Source organism: Devosia sp. GW821-FHT12F11 (genome assembly GCF_058806655.1).
Map to the genome: position 1 here is coordinate 13825 of NZ_JBXAPX010000008.1, position 19505 is coordinate 33329.

20 protein-coding genes are annotated in these 19505 nt (G+C 65.7%); 11 read left to right on the forward strand and 9 right to left on the reverse strand.

Translation table 11 applies throughout. The annotated features are described in order from the left end of the window. Nucleotide 1 precedes the first annotated feature (1 nt). From AC1ROK_RS21490 to ndk, 3 genes are all read right to left on the reverse strand, one after another. Complete coding sequence (locus AC1ROK_RS21490) at nucleotides 2–298, reverse strand: tautomerase family protein (protein ID WP_492850716.1); 297 nt, start codon at nucleotides 296–298, stop codon at nucleotides 2–4. Nucleotides 299–349: 51 nt separating this feature from the next. Next, nucleotides 350–2359 carry a DEAD/DEAH box helicase gene (locus AC1ROK_RS21495; RefSeq protein WP_492850718.1) on the reverse strand — a complete coding sequence of 670 codons (2010 nt, stop codon included), beginning with the start codon at nucleotides 2357–2359 and terminating at the stop codon, nucleotides 350–352. Between the two features lie 201 nt (nucleotides 2360–2560). Then, nucleotides 2561–2983, reverse strand: coding sequence for a nucleoside-diphosphate kinase (ndk, locus tag AC1ROK_RS21500; protein ID WP_492850720.1), 423 nt, complete (start codon nucleotides 2981–2983; stop codon nucleotides 2561–2563). A 109-nt stretch (nucleotides 2984–3092) separates the two neighbouring features. Here ndk and AC1ROK_RS21505 point away from each other — a divergent pair, with 109 nt between their 5' ends. After that, nucleotides 3093–3551, forward strand: a complete 459-nt coding sequence (locus tag AC1ROK_RS21505; RefSeq protein WP_492850722.1) for a GNAT family N-acetyltransferase — start codon at nucleotides 3093–3095, stop codon at nucleotides 3549–3551. Between the two features lie 87 nt (nucleotides 3552–3638). Further along, nucleotides 3639–4547 (forward strand): hypothetical protein, encoded by a 909-nt coding sequence (locus tag AC1ROK_RS21510; RefSeq protein ID WP_492850724.1) that lies wholly within the window; start codon nucleotides 3639–3641, stop codon nucleotides 4545–4547. A 26-nt stretch (nucleotides 4548–4573) separates the two neighbouring features. Here AC1ROK_RS21510 and AC1ROK_RS21515 read toward each other — a convergent pair whose 3' ends face one another. Together AC1ROK_RS21515 and AC1ROK_RS21520 are read right to left on the reverse strand one after the other, a co-directional pair. Beyond that, nucleotides 4574–5074 (reverse strand): hypothetical protein, encoded by a 501-nt coding sequence (locus AC1ROK_RS21515; RefSeq protein ID WP_492850726.1) that lies wholly within the window; start codon nucleotides 5072–5074, stop codon nucleotides 4574–4576. A gap of 88 nt (nucleotides 5075–5162) precedes the next feature. Further along, nucleotides 5163–5564, reverse strand: coding sequence for a hypothetical protein (locus tag AC1ROK_RS21520; protein WP_492850728.1), 402 nt, complete (start codon nucleotides 5562–5564; stop codon nucleotides 5163–5165). 96 nt (nucleotides 5565–5660) lie between these two features. Between AC1ROK_RS21520 and AC1ROK_RS21525 the strand changes: the two genes are divergently transcribed. Then, the gene (locus AC1ROK_RS21525) at nucleotides 5661–7547 is read left to right on the forward strand and encodes an ABC-F family ATP-binding cassette domain-containing protein (RefSeq protein ID WP_492850730.1); all 1887 of its coding nucleotides are present in this window, start codon (nucleotides 5661–5663) and stop codon (nucleotides 7545–7547) included. 5 nt (nucleotides 7548–7552) lie between these two features. Next, the gene (locus tag AC1ROK_RS21530; RefSeq protein WP_492850732.1) at nucleotides 7553–7972 is read left to right on the forward strand and encodes a cupin domain-containing protein; all 420 of its coding nucleotides are present in this window, start codon (nucleotides 7553–7555) and stop codon (nucleotides 7970–7972) included. 36 nt (nucleotides 7973–8008) lie between these two features. Here AC1ROK_RS21530 and AC1ROK_RS21535 read toward each other — a convergent pair whose 3' ends face one another. Genes AC1ROK_RS21535 through AC1ROK_RS21545 form a run of 3 tightly spaced genes read right to left on the reverse strand, consistent with a single transcriptional unit; the run spans nucleotide 8009 to nucleotide 10523 of the window. Then, complete coding sequence (locus tag AC1ROK_RS21535) at nucleotides 8009–8455, reverse strand: DNA polymerase III subunit chi (RefSeq protein ID WP_492850734.1); 447 nt, start codon at nucleotides 8453–8455, stop codon at nucleotides 8009–8011. Then, nucleotides 8452–9030, reverse strand: a complete 579-nt coding sequence (locus tag AC1ROK_RS21540; protein WP_492850736.1) for a hypothetical protein — start codon at nucleotides 9028–9030, stop codon at nucleotides 8452–8454. Before AC1ROK_RS21540 ends, AC1ROK_RS21535 begins: the two co-directional genes overlap by 4 nt. Further along, on the reverse strand, nucleotides 9027–10523 hold the full coding sequence (locus tag AC1ROK_RS21545) for a leucyl aminopeptidase (RefSeq protein ID WP_492850738.1): 1497 nt from the start codon (nucleotides 10521–10523) through the stop codon (nucleotides 9027–9029). Before AC1ROK_RS21545 ends, AC1ROK_RS21540 begins: the two co-directional genes overlap by 4 nt. 228 nt (nucleotides 10524–10751) lie before the next feature. On the opposite strand from AC1ROK_RS21545, the gene AC1ROK_RS21550 reads away from it, so the two are divergent. The 5 genes from AC1ROK_RS21550 (at nucleotide 10752) to pdxA (ending at nucleotide 17386) form a co-directional block, all read left to right on the forward strand. After that, the gene (locus tag AC1ROK_RS21550; RefSeq protein ID WP_492850740.1) at nucleotides 10752–11840 is read left to right on the forward strand and encodes an LptF/LptG family permease; all 1089 of its coding nucleotides are present in this window, start codon (nucleotides 10752–10754) and stop codon (nucleotides 11838–11840) included. After that, nucleotides 11837–12898 (forward strand): LptF/LptG family permease, encoded by a 1062-nt coding sequence (locus AC1ROK_RS21555; protein WP_492850742.1) that lies wholly within the window; start codon nucleotides 11837–11839, stop codon nucleotides 12896–12898. The genes AC1ROK_RS21550 and AC1ROK_RS21555 overlap by 4 nt, the downstream gene beginning before the upstream one ends. A 5-nt stretch (nucleotides 12899–12903) precedes the next feature. Further along, entirely contained in the window at nucleotides 12904–15219 is a 2316-nt protein-coding gene (locus tag AC1ROK_RS21560; RefSeq protein WP_492851311.1) for an LPS-assembly protein LptD, read from the forward strand. Between the two features lie 130 nt (nucleotides 15220–15349). Continuing rightward, the gene (locus AC1ROK_RS21565) at nucleotides 15350–16225 is read left to right on the forward strand and encodes a SurA N-terminal domain-containing protein (protein WP_492850744.1); all 876 of its coding nucleotides are present in this window, start codon (nucleotides 15350–15352) and stop codon (nucleotides 16223–16225) included. Nucleotides 16226–16357: 132 nt separating this feature from the next. After that, nucleotides 16358–17386: a 4-hydroxythreonine-4-phosphate dehydrogenase PdxA gene (pdxA, locus tag AC1ROK_RS21570; RefSeq protein WP_492850746.1), complete on the forward strand. Its 1029-nt coding sequence runs from the start codon at nucleotides 16358–16360 to the stop codon at nucleotides 17384–17386. Nucleotides 17387–17706: 320 nt separating this feature from the next. Here the strand turns inward: pdxA and copM are convergent, their stop codons facing one another. Beyond that, a complete protein-coding gene (copM, locus tag AC1ROK_RS21575) occupies nucleotides 17707–18138 on the reverse strand; it encodes a CopM family metallochaperone (protein WP_492850748.1) in 432 nt (143 codons plus the stop codon). A 132-nt stretch (nucleotides 18139–18270) separates the two neighbouring features. Here copM and rsmA point away from each other — a divergent pair, with 132 nt between their 5' ends. Beyond that, nucleotides 18271–19101: a 16S rRNA (adenine(1518)-N(6)/adenine(1519)-N(6))-dimethyltransferase RsmA gene (gene rsmA, locus AC1ROK_RS21580; RefSeq protein WP_492850750.1), complete on the forward strand. Its 831-nt coding sequence runs from the start codon at nucleotides 18271–18273 to the stop codon at nucleotides 19099–19101. Next, entirely contained in the window at nucleotides 19101–19358 is a 258-nt protein-coding gene (locus AC1ROK_RS21585) for a hypothetical protein (protein ID WP_492850752.1), read from the forward strand. The genes rsmA and AC1ROK_RS21585 overlap by 1 nt, the downstream gene beginning before the upstream one ends. Nucleotides 19359–19505 lie beyond the last annotated feature (147 nt).

The window sequence follows — 19505 nt, forward strand, 5'->3', positions numbered from 1 at the left end:
GTCAGGCCTTCACGGTCCTGGGCTTCGGCTTTGCCGGTTTCGGCTTGTCCTTGGCCTTGGTGACCTTGGGCGCCTTGACGGCCGCCTTGGCCTTTGCCTTGGCCTCGGCCTCGCGGATCTTGGCCACGGACGTGCCCATGTGGCCCCAGTTCTTGTTGTCGACCTCTTCGATGACCACGAAAGTGTATTCCGGCTTCTTGTTCAGGATCCGGACCAGCATCTCCGTGGTCTCTTTGTAGATCTGCAGCTTCTGTTCGTAAGTCGCGCCGTCGGTGATTTCGATACGGACGTAAGGCATGGTTTCCTCCCCCAAAGCCGGGGGCAGGATGCGGCAGCCGAGGTACGTTCGTCAACCGAGCGGATCGTAGCCCTTTTTCGGCTTCTTGCGGGGGGCGGTTCCGGCGGAGTCGGCCGGCGGGTCGCGCTTCTCGCGGTTCTTGTATTTCGGCTTGCCCTTGTCCTTGGGATTCACCTTCGGCTTCTCGGTCGGCTTCCTGTTGAACAGCACCGGTTCGCGCGCCACCGGCGGCGCATCGAAGGCGACCGGCGGGGTGATCTCGCGGGCCGGCTTGGTGGCGAGCTTGGCGCCCTTGTCGGAGCGCACCTTGTAGCGGGGGCCGTCCTCGCGTGGCGGCTTGTCGTAGCGCGGCGCGTCGTCGTGCTTCTTGAAGCGCGGGGCGCTGTCGCGGTTGTAGCTCTTTTTCTGCGGCGCCGCGGGCGGGCCGGAGGCGGCAATGGTGGTGTTGTTCTCGATCTGCCCGCCGACGCGACCGATGGCCGCCGCGAAGGCATCCGCCTTGTCGGCGGCAATCTCGAAGCGGGTTTCGTTGTCGAGGATCTTGATCGAGCCGACATCGCGCTTGGTGACGTCGCCGGCCTTGCAGATCATCGGCAGCAGCCACTTGGGGTCGGCGCGGCGGTTACGGCCGATCGACAGGGTGAACCAACGGCCGTTCTGCATCGGCTCCGGCTTGCCGCGCGGCGCGCCATCTTCGTCGACGAAGCGCTTGTCGCGGCGTGGCGGCTTCTCGTTAAAGGCCGGGATCGCCTGCTCAGACACTTCCTCGGGCGCCGGACGGGCGGCGAGCTCGCGGCGGATATAGGCGGCGGCGAGCTGCTCTGGCGTCAGGCGGGCGAGCAGGTCGGCGACGAACGGCGCCTCGACCTCGTTCGGCGCGGTGACGGCAACGGCCGTGGCGATGATCTGCTCGCGGTTGCGAGCGTCGATCTCGGCGATGGTTGGGGCGCCGCGGCTGGTGGCGTCGAGGTTGGCGGCGCGCAGCACTCGGGCAGCGGCGCTGCGGCGGTGCAGCGGCACGATCAGCGCGCAGATGCCCTTGCGGCCGGCGCGGCCGGTGCGGCCGGAGCGGTGCAGCAAGGTCTCGGGGTTGGACGGAACGTCGGCGTGGATGACCAGATCGAGGTTGGGCAGGTCGATGCCGCGCGCGGCGACGTCGGTTGCGACGCAGACGCGGGCGCGGCCATCGCGCATCGCCTGCAGCGCGTTGGAGCGCTCGGCCTGGGTCAGTTCACCCGACAGCGCCACCACGGGGAAGCCGCGGTTGGCGAGGCGGGCGGTGAGGTGTTTCACCGACTCGCGGGTGTGGCAGAACACGATGGTGTTGGAGCTGTCGTGCAGCAGCAGCATGTTGATGACGGCGTGCTCGCGCTCGTCGTTACGCACGACGATCTGCTGGTATTCGATATCGGCATGCTGCTCGCCGGCGCTGGTGGCGACGAGGCGAAGCGCATCGCGCTGGAACGTCTTGGCGAGATCGGCAATGGCGCGCGGCACGGTGGCCGAGAACATCAGGGTGCGGCGGCCTTCCGGCGCAGCGTCGAGAATGAACTCGAGGTCCTCGCGGAAGCCCAGGTCGAGCATTTCGTCGGCTTCGTCCAGCACCACGGCGCGGACGTTGCTCAGATCGAGGGCCCCCTTCGAGATGTGGTCGCGCAGCCGCCCGGGGGTACCAACGACGATATGGGCGCCGCGCTCGAAGGCTCGCCGCTCGGTGCGGATGTCCATGCCCCCTACCCCGGCGGCAATCTGCGCGCCGGTCTCGGCATAAAGCCACTCGAGCTCGCGCTGCACCTGCATGGCCAGTTCGCGGGTCGGGGCGATCAGCAGCGCCAGCGGAGTGGCGGCGCGCTCGAACTTCTCGGCCTCACCCAGCAGGGTCGGGGCAATCGCCATGCCGAAGGCTACGGTCTTGCCCGACCCGGTCTGTGCCGACACCAGGAGGTCCCGCTCGGCGGCCTCGGGCGCGAGCACGCTCAGCTGTACCGGGGTCAGCGTGTCGTAGCCACGGGCCGTAAGGGCGGCGGCAAGCGCGGGATGAATGGTCTCGGGAAGGTTCACGGGTGCATCTTTGCTGTTTGCTCGATGAGTATCACACTCACCGGGTCATTCCCGCAAAAGCGGGAACCTCTGTTTTTTGGCCTGCGGCGCGATCGCAAACGGAGGTCCCCGCTTTGCGCGGGGATGACATCGTGGTTGCGGCACTAGCAAAACAAAAGGGCCGCCCGGAGGCGGCCCTCGGAAATCGCTATCATCAGGCGATCAGCCGACGATCTCGTCGTCGGAGAAGAAGAACTTGATCTCCTCGGCCGCGGTCTCGGGAGCGTCCGAGCCGTGCACCGAGTTCTCGCCGACCGAAACGGCGTAGAGCTTGCGGATGGTCCCCTCGGCCGCGTTGGCCGGGTTGGTGGCGCCCATCACTTCACGGTTCTTCAGGATGGCGTTCTCGCCTTCCAGCACCTGCACGACCACGGGACCCGAGGTCATGGTCTCGACCAGCTCACCGAAGAACGGGCGTTCCTTGTGCACCGCATAGAAGCCCTCGGCCTGGGCACGGGTCATCTTGATCTTCTTCAGCGCCACCGGACGCAGGCCGTTCTTTTCGAACACGGCAAGGATGTTGCCGATCAGGTTGCGGCGGACCGCGTCGGGCTTGATGATGGAGAAGGTGCGCTCAATGGCCATGTGTCTGGTCCTTGGAGTGGGTCTGAATTGGGTGCGGCCTTCTAACGGGAAGGCGTGACGGGCGCAAGACGGGCGTTCTGTCACCAGCAATGCAGCGAGCGGAGGGCCGATGGGCTCCGGATACACTATTCGCCCGGCAAGGGCCGAGGATCAGCCGGTGCTGCTCGCTATCGTCTGGAAGACGGTGATGGCCAGCGAGCGCGATCGCGACACGCTGCTGGCGCATCCCGAAGCGGTGCAGGTGCCCATCGAACAATTGACGCCGGCAACCGCCTGCGTGGCCGATGCGGACGGTATCCTTGCCGGTTTCGCCATCGTGCTGCCGAGGCCGGACGGCGACGCTGAACTCGACGGGCTGTTCGTCGATCCGGCGATGCAGCGCCTCGGCATCGGCCGCCGGCTGGTCGAACGGACGAAGGCACTGGCGCGGGCCATGGGTGCTCCGACGCTGCACGTCGTCGCCAACGACGACGCCCTCGCCTTCTACCGGTCGGTCGGCTTCGTCGAGACAGGTGTGACAGAGACGCAGTTCGGCAGCGCGCCGTTGATGCAATTGGAGCTGAGGTGACGCCTCGGCGATGCGCGCACTCGTGCCCTCTGACACCACGGTCAAACGGGAGTAGAATGGCGACGTCGGGATCGAGCGGAGGGACAAATGTCTTCTGTGGGGTCTGCGCAGCTGCCGCATGGCGATACGGCGACGACCCGTGGCAACCGGGTCTGGAGCGACAGGCGGGTTCATGTCGGCGCCCTGATCGTGGTGGTCGCCCTGGCGATCGCACTGACGGATTATGCCGGGTATGGCTACGCCTGGTCGCATCTCTCCGGGTCCGGCGGGAGCGGCCCGTCCGCGACTTCGGCATCGACGAGCGAGGTGTTCGGCAACCTCACGTCGAAGTTCCGCGACTACAACAAGGACTCACGCGACATCTTCCTGATGGAGGAGCGCGGCAAGATCGATGCGCCGTACCTGTCGACCATCGCGAGGCTGCTGGAGAACACGGCGGAAGGCGACGGCGCAGGCCCGATGGTGGAGGCTTTCACGGACCTGCGGAGGGCGCTCGACCTCGAGCAGTCCTGCACCGCCGGCTATCCTTGGTCGACGCTGGTCTGGAGCGCGAGACGCGACATCGACACGATGGCCGATGGTAGCAAGCTGGTCGCGCTGGACCTGTTCTTCTGCCTTTTCACGGTGCCTAGGGACGAAAGCGGCATCGTTCGGTACCCGATCGCCACCGTCACCCTCACGGCGGACGAGAGCCGGCAACTCTCGTCGATCTACTCCCATATCAGTGCCGACGACGCTAGGAATGCGTTGCGCTGGCTACAGGCCGTGGTGAGTGGCGAGGTCGCGCACCTCAAGCGTCTTCTCGAGCTCCGGAACGCGTCGACATCGTCATTGTCAGGCGAGATCGACGACCGGCTGGAACAGTATCTGCGGACCAACCAGGCTGCTTTCGAGTACGGCGTGGCGATGACGCTGACCCGGGCTTTGCTGCTGACGGTCCTGATCGCGCTGGCGGCCGTGTCGCTGAAGCTGGCGTACCGGGACCGGTCGAAGTAGCAGGGCCCGCGTGCCGGCGTGAGCCCCTACTCCGACGGAAGCGACGGGACGTAGTCCGAGGTGTGGGGGGTGCTGTCGGGTGACGCTGGCACTGGTGCGACCACATCGAAAAACACAGCGAGCCGCCCCAGGATCAGAACAACCAAAGTGCTGGCGCCCGCCGCGATGGACAGCGCCAGCCAGATGTGGGTTGGAGCAACAGCCGCAAATGCGAGCGTCAGGCCGACACAGATCACAAATGCAACCACCAGCGGATCGATAATGCTAATTGGACGTCGCCTGGCCAGCTCCAAGAGCATGCAAGCACCGAGCAAGCCAGGGATGCAGCCCAGAACAAGCCCCGCCCCGATAAGAAGTGGAGCAGCCGGCACCATGACCACCAGATATTGAAGGTCACTTATGGCAAACGGCCCCGGACTTGCCAGCACAAAGACCAGCGCCGATGCGGGGAACGCCATGAGAGCAGGGGCAAAGACCATGCACAGGACGAATATGCTGGTCGGGCTTTTGATAACCCATCGTTGCACGCCAGAAGCCCCATAGAGTTGCCAAGGCGCAAACCTAACAAGCGCGGACTGGTATGAACATCCCCGGCGACTATTGCGAGCCCGGGCCCTACTCCGTCGGCGCCGGCGGCACGCAGTCCGGAGTGTGCGGCGCGATCTCGACCTTGCCCTTGGCCTGCACTTCGCCGCCGGGGCTGACCAGTTGCACCTCGAGGGCGGTGACGTCCTCGACGGCGTTGATGGCGCCGGTGTGCGTCACCTTCACCACCTGCATGGTGCAGACTTCGGCAGTCGAAACGATCGGGATGGTGACCGTGGCAGTGCCGGATTCGACTAGGTCGACGCTGCCGTTGCCAGTCTGCTCGCAGGCGCCGCCATCGTAGCTGAAGCTCAGCGACACCAGTTCGGCATCGAGGCGGCAGGCCTTCAGATCGTTGAGCGGCGCCAGTTCCTGGGCGAGGGCCACGCCGGAGACGAGGCACAGGGCGAGGGCGGCAGGGACGAGGCGCATTGGACTTCTCCAGGTTCTCGGTCTATTGGGTCGGCTCGATTTGACCCTATCTCCCACGTAACGCATTCCGCGCGCCGCGGATGCATCGGCCGCGCCATGTTGACCATTACCGATCTCAGTTACCGCATCCAGGGTCGTCCCCTGTTCGAAAATGCCTCGCTCGTTCTCCCCGACGGTTCAAAGACCGGTTTTGTGGGCAAGAACGGCACGGGCAAGACTACGCTGTTCCAGTTGATCCTGGGGCAGATCGCGCCCGAGGGCGGGACGATCGAGGTCAACAAGAAGGCCCGCATCGGCGCAGTGGCGCAGGAAGCGGTGGCGAGCGACATCAGCGTGCTCGACGTCGTGCTTTCGGCCGACAAGGAGCGAACGGCGCTGCTGGCCGAGGCCGAGACGGCGACCGATCCGCACCGTATCGGTGATATCCACACGCGGCTCGCCGAGATCGATGCGCATACCGCGGAGGCGCGGGCTTCGACCATCCTCAAGGGCCTCGGCTTCGAGAAGGACCGGCAACTGGGCCCGACCTCGGAGCTATCGGGCGGCTGGCGGATGCGCGTGTCGCTGGCCGGCGTGCTGTTCAGCCAGCCCGACCTGCTGCTGCTGGACGAGCCGACCAACTATCTCGATCTCGAAGGCACGCTGTGGCTCGAGAAGTATCTCGCGACCTACCCCTACACCGTGTTCATGATCAGCCACGACCGTGACCTGCTCAACAAGGCGGTGAACTCGATCGCGCATCTCGAACACCGGAAGCTGACCTTCTACAAGGGCAATTACGACACGTTCGAAGAGACGCGCCGGATGCAGATGGAGCTCAACAACAAGAGCCGCGAGAAGACGCTCGACCAGATCGCGCACCTGCAGAAATTCGTCGACCGCTTCAAGGCCAAGGCCACCAAGGCCAAGCAGGCGCAGGCGCGCGTCAAGATGATCGCCAAGCTGAAGCCGCCGGCGGCGATGTTCGACGAGAGCTCATCGCCGTTCAACTTCCCCGATCCCAAGAAGATCCCGGCCTCGCCGATGATGACCTTCGACAACGTGTCGGTGGGCTATGGCGACAAGGTGATCCTCCGCCACATCACCAACCGGATCGATCCGGACGACCGCATCGCGCTGATCGGCGTCAACGGCAACGGCAAGTCGACCTTCGCCAAGCTCCTGTCGGGCGACCTGAAGCCGATGGGCGGCGAGATGCGCAAGGGCAAGGGGCTGGAGATCGCCTATTTCGCCCAGCACCAGCTCGACAAGCTGAAGCCGGAACAGACGCCGTTCGAGCATGTCATCGACCTGATGCCCTATGACAGCGAAGCCAAGCGGCGCTCGCGTGTGGCGCAGATGGGGCTGACCACCTCGCGCATGGACACCAAGGTGAAGAACCTCTCGGGTGGCGAGCGGGCGCGCCTGCTGCTTGGGCTCATTACTTTCGGCGGGCCGGGGATGCTGATCCTCGACGAACCGACCAACCACCTCGACATCGACAGCCGCGATGCGCTGGTGGCGGCGCTCAATGACTATTCGGGCGCCGTGCTGATCATCAGCCACGACCGCCACCTGATTGACGCCACCGTCGACAAACTGTGGATCGCACAGAACGGCACGATCGAGGAATTCGACGAGGATCTCGATACTTACCAGCGCCTCCTGACCTCCAACGGCAGCGGCAAGGGCAAGAAGGAAGCGGCAGCGCCGGTGGTCGAGGACCGCAAAGCGGCCCGACAGGATGCCGCGGCCAAGCGCGCCGAAGTGGCGCCGCTGCGCAAATCGATCAAGGACCTCGAGCAGAAGCTCGGGCGACTCAAGACCGAACTGGCGCGGGTGGACGGCTTCCTCGCCGACCCCAAGACCTATGACGGAGCGCCCGAGCGGGTGATCCTGCTCGGCAAGGACAAGGCGCGATTCGAGGGCGAGATCGCGAGGATCGAGGAAAGCTGGCTGACCCTCAGCGAAGAGCTCGAGCAGGCCGAGAGGGCGATGGGATGACGGCGATGACCGCAAGCGAAGTGGTGGCGCTGCTCGGGATGGAGCCACATATCGAGGGCGGTTTCTACCGACAAACCTTCGCCGATGCGCCGAATGCCGCCGGCCGGCCGCACTCGACGCTGATCTACTACCTGCTCGACAACCACCAGACCGGCGCCTGGCACCGGGTGGATTCGTCCGAGGTCTGGCACTGGTACGCCGGCGCGCCGATGCGGCTCGACATCTCACGCGATGGCAAGACGGTCACCGAGCACGCGCTGGGCAACGACCTTGCTGCCGGCGAGCGGCCACAACTGGTGATCCCCGGCAACGCCTGGCAGCGGGCGGCCTGCCTGGGTGACTGGACGCTGGTCGGTTGCACCGTGGCGCCGGGCTTTCAGTTTTCGAAGTTCGAGCAGGCGGAGCCGGGCTGGGAGCCGGGCTGAGACCCGTCGCTACGAGCGGAGCGAGGAGCGAAGACCCTACCCCTTCTTCGCCCAGCGGCCGTTGCCGTCCTGCTGCCAATAGGTCACCTCATTGCCATCACGCAGCGCTTTCCACGCGGCGCGGGCGTCGGTCACCGCATCCGGATCGTGCCCGGAGAACATGAAGACGATGCGCTGATAGCCTTCGCCTGATTGCGGCACGGCGCGGTCGACGAAGAAGCGCACTTCGGCATTGTTGGGGTTGTGCGGGCGCGTGGTGATCAGCACCGGCTGCAGGTGGTCGGCATCGCCGCCGGCGAGGGAGTGCGGCAGAAAACTGTCGTCGCGGTAGGTCCAGAGCATGTAGTCGAGCGCCTGCGCCCGCTCGTCGCTGCTGGTCTCGACCACGACGCTCCAGCCGCGCTCCAGCGACTTTTCCAGTAGCACCGGCAGCACGCGCTCGAGCGGCTGGCTTTCGAGGTGGTAGAACAGGATCTCGGTCACGCGGGCTCCTCCGCCGGCGGTACGGCGCCGTGGCGCAGGGCCAGCCCGGTCAGCGTCTCGGCAAGCAGCTTTGCCGGCCGGTCCATGGCGCGCACCGGGATATTGGCGAGGCCCGCGGCCGGCTGGCGGAACCCGGCGGTACCGGCACGATAGGGGCTGAGGCGGGTTTCGCGCGGCGTTCTGAGCGCCAGCAGGACGCCGCCGCCACCGGGAGCCGGAGCGACCTCCACCACGTCGGACCAGGCGATCGGGCTGTCGGTGATGCGGCGATCGAATACGCCGTGCTCATCGATGGTCAGCACCGGGCGTCTTAGACGGAGGTCACCGATCACCACGCTGCCGACGGCGAGGAAGAACACGGCCACCGCGAGCGTCGGCAGCGCCAGCAGCGTCAGCTCGACGCTCGGGTGCATGCCGAGCAGGCCAACCAAACTCGCCAGCAGCAACAGGCTGGGCAGCAACGCCACCAGCCCGGCGAACAGCGCCATCGCCGCGATCGGCAGCAGCCACAGGCGCGAGGGATTGGCGACGAGCGGCAGATCAGGTAGCGCGCTGGTGGTTTGGGCGCCGGTCATTTGGCCTCATAATTGTCGCGCACCAGCCGATCGAGCAGCGCCACGCCGAAGCCGGAAGCCCAGGCGGTATTTGTCTCGCTGGTGGGCGAGGCCAGCGCCACGGCGGCGATATCGAGGTGCGCCCATGGCACATCGTTGACGAAGCGGGCGAGGAATTGCGCGGCGGTGATCGAGCCGGCCGGGCGGCCGCCCGAGTTCTTGATGTCGGCGAAGCGGCTATCGATCTGCTTGTCGTAGGCAGCGCCCATCGGCAGGCGCCAGAGCTTTTCCCCAGTGGCAAGACCAGCGGCGAGGAGTTTGCCCGACAGCTCGTCATTGTTGGAGAACAGCCCGGCGTGATCGTTGCCGAGCGCCACGCCGATGGCGCCGGTCAGGGTCGCGAGGTTGATCATGAACTTCGGCTTGAAGCGGTCCTGCGTGTACCAGAGCGCGTCGGCGAGGATGAGGCGACCCTCGGCGTCGGTATTGACGATCTCGATGGTGGTGCCGCTCATGGCAGTGAGGATATCGCCGGGACGATAGGCAGTGCCTGACGGCATGTTCTCGACCAGCCCGATGACGCCGATGGCGTTGACCTTGGCCTTGCGGCTGGCAAGCGCATGCATCAGCCCGGTAACGGCGGCGGCCCCGCCCATGTCGCCCTTCATATCCTCCATGCCGAGGCCGGGCTTGATCGAGATGCCGCCCGAATCGAACACCACGCCCTTGCCGATGAAGGCGATCGGCTGCTCCTTCGCCTTGCCGCCATTCCAGCGCATGATGACGAGTCGCGGCGGGCGAGCGGACCCCTGCGCCACGCCGAGCAGCGCGTTCATCCCAAGCTTGCGCATGGCCTTTTCATCGAGCTGTTCGATCTCGACGCCGAGCTCGGCGAGCTTGGCCGCCTCGGCGGCAAATTCGAGCGTGCCCAGGACGTTGGGCGGCAGGTGGATCAGGTCACGGGCCAGGAGCGTGCCTTCGGCAGTGGCCTGGCGGTCGGCGATAGCCTTGTCGACGGCGGACTTGGCATCGACGTGCAGCGTGACGGTCAACGCCCCATTGCCGTTGTCGTCGGGCTTGGTCGGCTTGTAGCGGTCGAACTTGTAGTGGCGGAGCCGGAGGCCGGCAGCGAGTTCGCCGATACGTTCGGGCGTCGCTTCGGCGTCGTCCAGCAGCACCGCAGCCTTGCTTGCCTTGATCGCCGTGAGCTTACCGGCGAGCGAACCGCCACGGTCGGTCCACGCCGACAGGCTGGCGCCCTGCTCTGCCTTGCCGCTGCCGAGCACCAGTAACCGGTCGGCCGCGACACCGGCCGGCGCCAGGAGGTCGATCACCTGCCCCTGTTTGCCCTTGAAGCTGGCGGCGGCGGAGACCTTCTGCCAGTCGAGCCCGGTGGCCTTCCAGACGTCGGCCGCGCCCCCGGCAGGCGCGGCGCCCTCGGCGACGTAGACGACCAGCGTTCCGGTCGCCTTCAGCGGCAGGGCGGCGGTCTTGATCTCGATCCGGTTCGGCATGGGCGAAAATACCTTATGGCAATGGGGCGGACGCGTTGTCCGAGAAGGGCAGGTTCACGACTGATAGTGGCTACGCCCGTCGCGTCAATCCCGCAACACCCCGGGGCCGACGGCCACGCCCTTGCCCGATTGGCTTGCCAAGCCATGCCGGGGGCGGGCAATGTCCGCCCGGTTCACCTGCCCGGGGGCAGACCGGAGGTGAGCGCGCGTCGGAACCAGATTGTCGGCATGACTCGGCTAGGCACTTATCTTTTCAGGCTTTTTGCCGCCGAAGCCGCCGCGCTTTTCGGGGTCGCGCTGACGATTCTGTACCTCGTGCAGCTGCTCAGAATCGTCGAGGTCGGGGCCGTGCGGGATCGCGGACTGGGCACCCTGTTCTGGCAGACCATTCTCGGCCTGCCGCCGCTCTCCATCGCGTTCCTCTACGTGTGCCTCGCCATCGGCCTGGCCCGGGCGCTGCGCGCCATGCAGGGCTCGCGCGAGCTGCACATCATCCACGTGTCGCAGCGGCTGCCGGCGCTGATCGGCACGATCCTTGGGTACGCAGCCGTCGGAGCGATGCTGGTGTGGTTGCTCGGGCATGTGATCGCGCCGATTGCCGGCCGCGAAAACAACCTGATCAAGGAGCAGGCGGCAGCGGACCTGGTGGGCCGGTCGCTGGTGCCCAACCGCTTTGCGGAACTCGGCGACGGCGTGACGATCACCGTCGGTGGACGCGGGGCGGATGGCGAGATCACCTCGTTCTTCGCCGACGACCGGCGCGATGCGCAGACCCGGCGCACCTATATCGCCGACTCGGCGGTGATCACTGCCGACGAGCTGGGCTATGTGTTGCAGCTCGCCGACGGCACGATCCAGTACCGTACGGCCGATGGTCAGTTTTCCGAGATCTCGTTCGAGCGCTACGACATCGCGCTGGAGCGGCTGACCGGCGACGAGGATACCGGCGACCGGCGCGGCGACCAAACCACCTATGGCTTGATTAAGCGGGGCCTGAGCGAAGGTGAAATGCCCAGCGAGGACCAGCGCCATATCGCCGAGCGGACAGCCGACGGGCTGCGCGTCCTGGCGCTCTGCCTGTTCGTCGCGGCAATCAGCGCCTTCCCGTCGGGCCGCCGCAGGGAGCCGATCCTGCCGGTGGAGATCACCGTGCTGGGCGCCGTGCTGTTCGAACGCGCCGTAACCTCCTACGTGCCGGTGCCGGGCTGGGCGCACGAACTCAGCGGCGTCGTCGTGCTGATCGTCATTGCCGCCGGCATCCTCATCTACCGGCTGCGGCTGTTCGCTCCCCTGCCGCGGGAGGCGCATAGCCGATGAACCGGATCGACCTGATCATCGTTCGGCGACTGGCGAGCAATGTCGGGCTGACGCTCGTCGTGCTGTTCGGCATCGTACTGCTGGTCGAATCGCTCAATACCAGCCGCTTTTCCGCCCTCTCGGCAACGGGCGGCGCGCCGCTGGCGCTGACCGCCGTGGTGCTGGCGGCGGCACGCTGGATCATCGATACCCTGCCCCTCACCTTTCTTGTCGGTACCGTCGCGGGGCTCCTGAACCTGCAGGCGACGCGCGAGATGACGGTGATCAAGGCCTCGGGCCGGTCGGTCTGGCGGGTGATGCTGGTGCCGCTGGCGGTTACCCTCGCCGGCGGGGTGCTGGTGACGCTGCTGGTCGACACGGCGGTGATCCAACTCAATCGCACGCTGTCGCTGAGCACCACGAGCGGCGAGGTCGGCCGTTCCGGCACGCTTTGGCTCGACGAGCGGCAAGGCGATGTCCACTACATTCTCGAGGCCGGGTACGTGAACCCGTCGGGTACGGCCCTGGGCAGCATCAACGTCTTCCTGATGGAAGCGCCGCGCGACCGGATCGAGGCGCCCGCCGCCGAACTGGTCGGCAACGAGTGGGTGATGCCCCAGGCGACGCGCTATCGCTCCAACGAAGTGCCTGAGGCGATGACCGATTTCCGGCTGCCAACCGCTCGGACGGCCGGCGACATGCGGGCCCGGATCGCCTCGATCAAGGACATGACAGTGTGGGAACTGGCAGGGTCACTGGCGGCCCGGCTCACCGATTCCCGGGAACGCGCCGAGACGGAAACGCGGTTCCTCAGGCTGCTTGCACTGCCACTTACGCTGTGTGGCTCGCTGGTCATTGCCTTCGCGTTTACGGCCGGTTATCGAAGGACCAATAAGTATGGTGGGGCGGTGCTTTATGGTATCGTCCTTGGCGTCTTGGTTTATGTCGTGACCGAGATGGCGGGACGCGCCGGGGGTGCCGGCGTGATGCATCCGGCCATCGCAGTTGCAGGGCCGGCGGTAGTAGCCATCGTCATCGGAGTGACGGTGCTGCTCAACAGGGAAGACGGGCGGACGTGAGCATTATGCGCCGCGACCGGGGGATGGGGACGCGCCTGCGCCAGTTCGGCGCGGTGCTTGTGCTTGCCTTGGTGACCGCATCACCCGCCACAGCGCAGTTCCTGCCCGAAGGATTCTTTGCCACGCTGCCCGAGCCGGGCGCCCCTGCCAGGGTCGAGGCCAACGTCCTCTCCTACGACAAGAGCAGCGACGTGATCAGCGCGCAGGGCCGTGTGCTGATGCAGTACGAAGGCTATTCGATCGCCTGCGACGACCTGCGCTACGAGCAACAGACCGGCAACCTGAACTGCATCGGTAACGTACAGCTGGTCGACCCGGCGGGTACCAAATACACCGCCGAGACGATCGAGGTGACCGGCGGGATGAAGCAGGCCTTTATCCAGTCACTGACCCTCACCACCACCGATGGTGCGCGGGTGACCGCCAACGACGTGCAATATTCCAGCACACTCGAGACCGTACTCAACCAGGCGACCTACACGCCGTGCGGCGAGTGCATCGACGCCAAGGGCAACCGCATCGGCTGGAAGGTGAAGGCCGCCAAGCTGATCCAGAACGCCGAAACCAAAACGATCTATTTCGAGCAGCCGTCACTGGAAGTGCTCGGCATTCCGGTGGCCTGGCTGCCGTGGCTGTCGCTGCCCGATCCGAGCTCGAAGCAGAGCAACGGCTTCCTGCTCCCCAGCGTCAACTACAAGCAGGTCTATGGCGGCCGCATCACGGCGCCGTATTTCATCAATATCGGCGATGACACGCAGATCCTGCTCGCCCCGTCACTGATGTCGCGCCAGGGCTTCCTGATGGCGGCCGAATGGCAGCAGCACTTCGATTACGGCTCGTTCACCGTCAAGGCGTCGGGCCTCTACCAGCTCGATCCGGGTGCGTTTTCGGGCATCGGTAACCGCGAATGGCGTGGCGCCATCCAAAGTTCCGGGCGTTTTCAACCGATTGCCGACTGGACGTTGGGTTGGTCGTACAGCGCCTTCACCGACGCGGCTTACTTCGACGATTACGACTTCAGCACCGCCGACTGGGTGACCAACGAAGTCTACGCTACGCATCTCAGCAGTGATTTCTACGCCGACGTCCGGCTGCAGGAGTTCCTGAAGCTGGGGCAGTACCCGAACGACTTCTCGGCCGACCAGGCGCAGAACCAGCAGGCCGCCACCCTGCCGAACGCCCGCGGCAACGGCTATTTCGACCTTGGCGACTGGGGGCAGGTGCGGGCCAACGGCAACCTGCTCGGGGTGTATCGCGCCGAGGACTCGCTGCAGACCTTTGCCGGCGTGCCGTATGTCTTTGGCTATGAAGGCAACAAGACGCATGCATCGGGCGAGTTGAGCTGGCAGAACCAGATCATTGCGCCGGGCGGCGTCGTGGTCACTCCGTATCTCGGTCTGCGGGCCGACGTCACCAACTACGACAACGGAGCCGCGGGCTTCGACGATGGGCCCGGGGGCTATCCGACCGAGCCGGCCGATCAGTTCCTATTCGCGGCGACGCCCATTGCTGCTGTCGATTTCCGCTGGCCGCTGTTTGCAACCAACGGGCTCGATACCCACCTGCTCGAGCCGATCGCGCAGTTGGTCTATCGCGGCAGCGACACCTCGCTGGTGGGCATCACCAACGACAACGCGCACAGCTTCGTGCTCGACGACACCAACATCTTTTCCTATGACCGCTTCACCGGCACCGACCGGCAGGAAACGGGGCTGCGCGCCAATGTCGGGGCGCGCTATCTCGCCAACTTCTCGGGCGGCCAATGGCTGGAGATCGTCGCCGGGCAGAGCTTCCATCTCGCCGGGACCAACGCGTTCGGCGTCGACGACCCCGTGAACACCGGCGTCGGCAGCGGGCTCGAGGACGATGCGTCCTACATGGTGCTTGGTGCGCGCGGTTCGCCCTATGCCGGGCTGACGCTGGGCGCCAAGATGCAGGTCGACCCCGACGGTCCGCGCGTGGCGCGCGCCGGCGTCGGCGGCGACTATGCCTTCGGCCCCTACTCTGTGGGAAGCGACTACGTCTACCTGCCTGCCGACGCGACAACCGGCGTGCCGGTGGATCAACATGAAGTGACCGTGCGCGGCAGCACGCCGCTGCCGCTCGACTACTGGCGCGCCATCGGCAGCGTGTCGTGGGATATCGCCGCCAGCGAGTGGCTGCAGGCCCGCGGCGAGCTGATCTATGACGACGGCTTCTTCCTTGCGGGCGGCTTTGCGCAGGCCAATGGAGCGACGCACGAGACGCCGAACTCGGTAACGTTCGGCGTGCAGTTCAAGCTGAAGGCGCCAGGGGCGCAGTTCGATATTCTCAACTACTAGTCCGGTCGGCGCGATCGACCGGTAAACCGACCTCGGCCAACCGATTTTGGCCGTATTCTTCCAACATTGAGATGGCCGAGCCGGGGGCGATCCGGCGGCCTTCCCAAAGAACTGAAAAATGGTGACGACAATGCTCCGCCTCATCGCTGCAACGCTGATCGGCCTTACCCTGAGCGTCATGCCGGCCTTCGCCGCGACCAAGGTCACGGTCAATGGCGTGCCGATCTCGGATATCGAGGTTGCCCAGCGCACCAAGCTGCTGGCGCTGGAAGGCGGCGGTGGCACCAAGAAGGCCATGGAACAGCTGATCGACGAGCAGTTGCAGATCCAGGAAGCCAAGCGGATGAACATCGTCATCTCCGACCAGCAGGTCGATGACGCGTTCCAGCAGGTCGCCCGCAACATCAAGGTGTCGAGTGACAAGCTGCGCCAGATCCTGCAGCAGGCCGGCGTCAACATGGACACCATGCGCGCCCGCCTCCGCGCCGCCATCGCCTGGCAGCAGGTGAGCGGCATGGTGGTCGCTTCCCGCGTCAAGGTGTCGGACCTCGACCTCGAGAAGGCCGCCGAGGCCAAGCTCGACCAGGCCTCGAGCTACGACTACATCCTCAAGGAAGTGCTGTTCATCAGCTCGACGGGCAATGCGTCGGCCCGCACCGGCCAGGCCAACCAGTATCGCAAGGCCTTCAAGGGCTGCGACAGCGCCGTGCAGGTGTCGCTGAACTTCACCGACGCCGCGGTACGCGATATGGGCCGCCGCCACGCCACCCAGCTGCCCGAGGCGCTGGCTGCCGAACTCGCCAAGCTCAACGTCGGCGGCATCACCAAGCCGCGAGTGACCGAAACGGGCGTGTCGATGCTGGCGATCTGCGCCAAGAACGAGGCACGCGACACCACCTTCCTCAAGAACAAGCTGCGCAGCGAGCAGGGCGGCGAGCAAATGAAGGCAGAAGCCGAAAAGTACAAGACCGAGCTGCGCACCAAGGCCAAGATCGTCTACAACTAACGGACCCTTGCCGGACCTTCGATAAATCGAAGGCAAAAACAACCGGTGACTTAGCGAGTCCATGTTAGTGGCAGTGAACCTGGCGCAGCAATTGGCTGCGCCAGTTCTGTGTTTTTGACACGCGAGGACACCTTGGCCGACACTCTGGCGCCGCTAGCCGTAAGCATGGGCGAACCTGCGGGGATCGGGCCGGACCTGATCCTCAGACTGTTCGCCAAGCGGGCTGAGCTGGGGCTGCCGCCCTTCATCGTCTACGGCCATATCGATTTCCTGCGGGCTCGCGCCGCCCGCCTGCGGCTGCCGTTGGCGATGGTCGAGAGCACGCCGCTCGAGGCGGCCAACCGCTTCGCCGAGGCCCTGCCCGTATTGCATGTCGATGGCCTGGTGCCCGACAAGCCGGGCGATCCCACGCCGCTCTCAGGCAAGGTAGTGATCGAAGCGATCAGTCGTGCCGTAAGTGACAGCCTCACCGGAGCCTGTCGCGCCATCGTCACGGCGCCGATCCACAAGGCGGCGCTCTACTCCGCCGGCTTCAAGTATCCCGGTCATACCGAGTTCCTCGCGGCGCTCTGCGCCCAGGGCGGCGTGGCGCCAACGCCGGTGATGATGCTGGCTCATGAGGCCCTGCGGGTGATCCCCGCGACAATCCACGTGCCGATCAGCGCCGTGCCGGCACTGGTAACGTTCGAGCTGGTGGTGAGCACCGGGCGGATCGTGGCGCACAGCCTCAGGACTCGCTTCGGCATCGCCGAACCACGCATCGGCTTTGCCGGCCTCAACCCGCATGCGAGCGAAGGCGGCAATATCGGCACCGAGGATTATGACATTGTCGGGCCGGCGATCGCTCAGCTGCAGCATGAGGGCATCCTCGCCGAGGGCCCGATGCCGGCTGACACGCTGTTCCACCTGCCGCACTGGCGGAAGTATGACGCGGTGATCGCGATGTACCATGATCAGGCGCTGATCCCGATCAAGACGGTGGCGTTCGATCAGGCGGTGAATGTCACCCTGGGGCTGCCGATCGTCCGCACCTCGCCCGACCACGGTACCGCGTTCGATCTCGCCGGCACCGGCAAGGGCTCCGATGCCAGCTTCCTCAATGCGATCCGGCTGGCCGACGAGCTGACCGGCGGCGTGGTGCAGCGGGCGGCGGCGCAATAGCTTTAGGGGCTCGGTCCCGCGTCGGCACTGTGACTCCTCACGCCCCCCTGTCTGGCGAAAACTAAGGACTTAGCCGCGCTAAGCCCAAGTTTTCGCTTTCTCCCCCGCCAAGGGGGAGAGGGGCATCGAGTGTGTGGCTGCGGATGCGGCCCCTTCGCCAGCGACCTAGCCACCGCCCTCGCCTCATCTCCCCCCTTGCGGGGGAGAATGGAATTTCTTGGGCTTAGCTTCTTGGCTGAGCCTTAGAGATTCCAAGAGAGGGGATCTTGGCGGGCACGGAGGCTCTCAAGCCCCCTGTCTGACGAGCTTGTGGCTCCCGGTTACTGCGGCTGCTTCTCCAGCCAGGCCAGCATATCGGCGATTTCCTTTTCCTGTGCCGTGATCACTGCCTGCGCCATCTCCTTCGCCCAGGGATCATCGCCGTGCTTGAGCTCCGCCTTGGCCATATCGATGGCGCCCTGGTGGTGCGGGATCATCGAGCAGACGAAGGCGACGTCAATATCGGTGGCGGTACCGCCGGCCATCATGTCTGCGTTCATTGCGTCCATGCCGGCCATCAGCTCGGTATGGGCGTCGGAGGCCCCTGCCCCGTGCTGCATGGCCATGGGCGCTGCCGCCTGAGGAGCGTTGGCGAGGCAGATGGCCGGAAGGTTTGCGGCCGGCGCACCGCCGTGAGCGCCATGATCCTGCTGCGCCATCGTGGGGGCAGCGAATGCCAGCAGCAGGGCGGCGGCGAGGGTGAACTTGTGCATGCTAATCTCCTTCCAGATCGGGCCTGATTCAATGGCCGTACCACACCCCCTGCACCTTCCCACCGTGGCAAGGTCAAGCGTGTTCTGCGGCACCCATTTGCCTTCGCTGATAAATCCGCTATCCCCGCTGCCATGCAGATCGACAATCTCCCCCCGCTTCGCGAGGTCATCGCCGCGCACGACCTGAGAGCCAGGAAGGAGCTCGGGCAGAACTTCCTGCTCGACCTCAACCTCACGGCGCGGATTGCCCGCGTGGCCGGCCCGCTGGCAGCAGTGACAGTCATCGAAGTGGGCCCCGGTCCGGGCGGCCTGACGCGCGCGCTGCTCGCCGAGGGCGCCAGGAAGGTCATCGCCATCGAGCGCGACGAGCGCACCCTGCCGGCGCTGGCCCAGATTGCCGAGGCCTATCCAGGCCGGCTCGAGGTGATCTCCGGCGATGCGCTCGAGATCGACTACGCCGCGCTGGCCGATGGCCCTACCCGGATCGTCTCGAACCTGCCCTACAATATCGGCACCGAGCTTTTGACGCGCTGGCTCACGGTGGAGCACTGGCCGCCGTTCTTCGAGAGCCTGACGCTGATGTTCCAGCGCGAGGTCGCCGAGCGGATCGTCGCCAAGGCCGGAGACGATCACTATGGCCGGCTGGGCGTGCTGTGTGGATGGCGAACCGAGGCGCGGATCGCCTTCAATGTCGGGCGCGAGGCGTTCACCCCGCCGCCCAAGGTCACCTCCAGCGTGGTGCACCTGAAGCCGAAGGTAACCAGTGATGGCGTCGCCGTACGCGACCTCGAAGCGGTCACCCGCGCCGCCTTCGGGCAGCGCCGCAAGATGGTGCGCCAGAGCCTCAAGTCGCTCGGCGTGCCGATGGAACCGCTGCTTGCCGCGGCAGAACTCAGGGGCGACGAGCGCGCCGAAGTGCTGCCGGTCGAGACGTTCCTGAAGCTGGCGAAGGCACGCCGCTGATGAGCGGCGTCATTGCCATCGTCACGGCGCTGCTGGCGTTCGGCATTCCGATTGCGGTGCCACTGTTCGCGCAGCGCTGGCGGACGCTGGCTATCCTGCTGGGGCTCGGGGTGCTGTTCTTTGCCTGGGTCAATCTCGACCTCGCCTCACCGGACGGCGTCACCCAGGCGCTGGGGCCGTTCACCTTCGGCCTGATGCTGTTCGGCTTCGCTGCCGGGGTGATCGCGAAGTTCGTGATGCTGGTGTCGCGGCGGTAGATACCGCCCCAAAGTGCGATCGCATATGGTGCTACTGGCACCCCTCTTGCCTTCTCCCCTTGAGGGAGAAGGTGGCGCGTAGCGCCGGATGAGGGGTCCGCGCAACGAAGTGTAGCGCGCTCGGAGCGCAAGCGACGAACGGTTGGA

Coding starts and splice junctions, on each gene's coding strand:
- AC1ROK_RS21540 (WP_492850736.1), bottom strand. CDS start 9,030: ATGACCGGCGCCCAAACCACCAGCGCGCTACCTGATCTGCCGCTCGTC.
- AC1ROK_RS21565 (WP_492850744.1), top strand. CDS start 15,350: ATGCTCCGCCTCATCGCTGCAACGCTGATCGGCCTTACCCTGAGCGTC.
- rsmA (WP_492850750.1), top strand. CDS start 18,271: ATGCAGATCGACAATCTCCCCCCGCTTCGCGAGGTCATCGCCGCGCAC.
- AC1ROK_RS21550 (WP_492850740.1), top strand. CDS start 10,752: ATGACTCGGCTAGGCACTTATCTTTTCAGGCTTTTTGCCGCCGAAGCC.
- AC1ROK_RS21555 (WP_492850742.1), top strand. CDS start 11,837: ATGAACCGGATCGACCTGATCATCGTTCGGCGACTGGCGAGCAATGTC.
- copM (WP_492850748.1), bottom strand. CDS start 18,138: ATGCACAAGTTCACCCTCGCCGCCGCCCTGCTGCTGGCATTCGCTGCC.
- AC1ROK_RS21520 (WP_492850728.1), bottom strand. CDS start 5,564: ATGCGCCTCGTCCCTGCCGCCCTCGCCCTGTGCCTCGTCTCCGGCGTG.
- AC1ROK_RS21545 (WP_492850738.1), bottom strand. CDS start 10,523: ATGCCGAACCGGATCGAGATCAAGACCGCCGCCCTGCCGCTGAAGGCG.
- AC1ROK_RS21560 (WP_492851311.1), top strand. CDS start 12,904: ATGCGCCGCGACCGGGGGATGGGGACGCGCCTGCGCCAGTTCGGCGCG.
- AC1ROK_RS21525 (WP_492850730.1), top strand. CDS start 5,661: ATGTTGACCATTACCGATCTCAGTTACCGCATCCAGGGTCGTCCCCTG.
- AC1ROK_RS21490 (WP_492850716.1), bottom strand. CDS start 298: ATGCCTTACGTCCGTATCGAAATCACCGACGGCGCGACTTACGAACAG.
- AC1ROK_RS21510 (WP_492850724.1), top strand. CDS start 3,639: ATGTCTTCTGTGGGGTCTGCGCAGCTGCCGCATGGCGATACGGCGACG.
- AC1ROK_RS21505 (WP_492850722.1), top strand. CDS start 3,093: ATGGGCTCCGGATACACTATTCGCCCGGCAAGGGCCGAGGATCAGCCG.
- AC1ROK_RS21530 (WP_492850732.1), top strand. CDS start 7,553: ATGACCGCAAGCGAAGTGGTGGCGCTGCTCGGGATGGAGCCACATATC.
- ndk (WP_492850720.1), bottom strand. CDS start 2,983: ATGGCCATTGAGCGCACCTTCTCCATCATCAAGCCCGACGCGGTCCGC.
- AC1ROK_RS21585 (WP_492850752.1), top strand. CDS start 19,101: ATGAGCGGCGTCATTGCCATCGTCACGGCGCTGCTGGCGTTCGGCATT.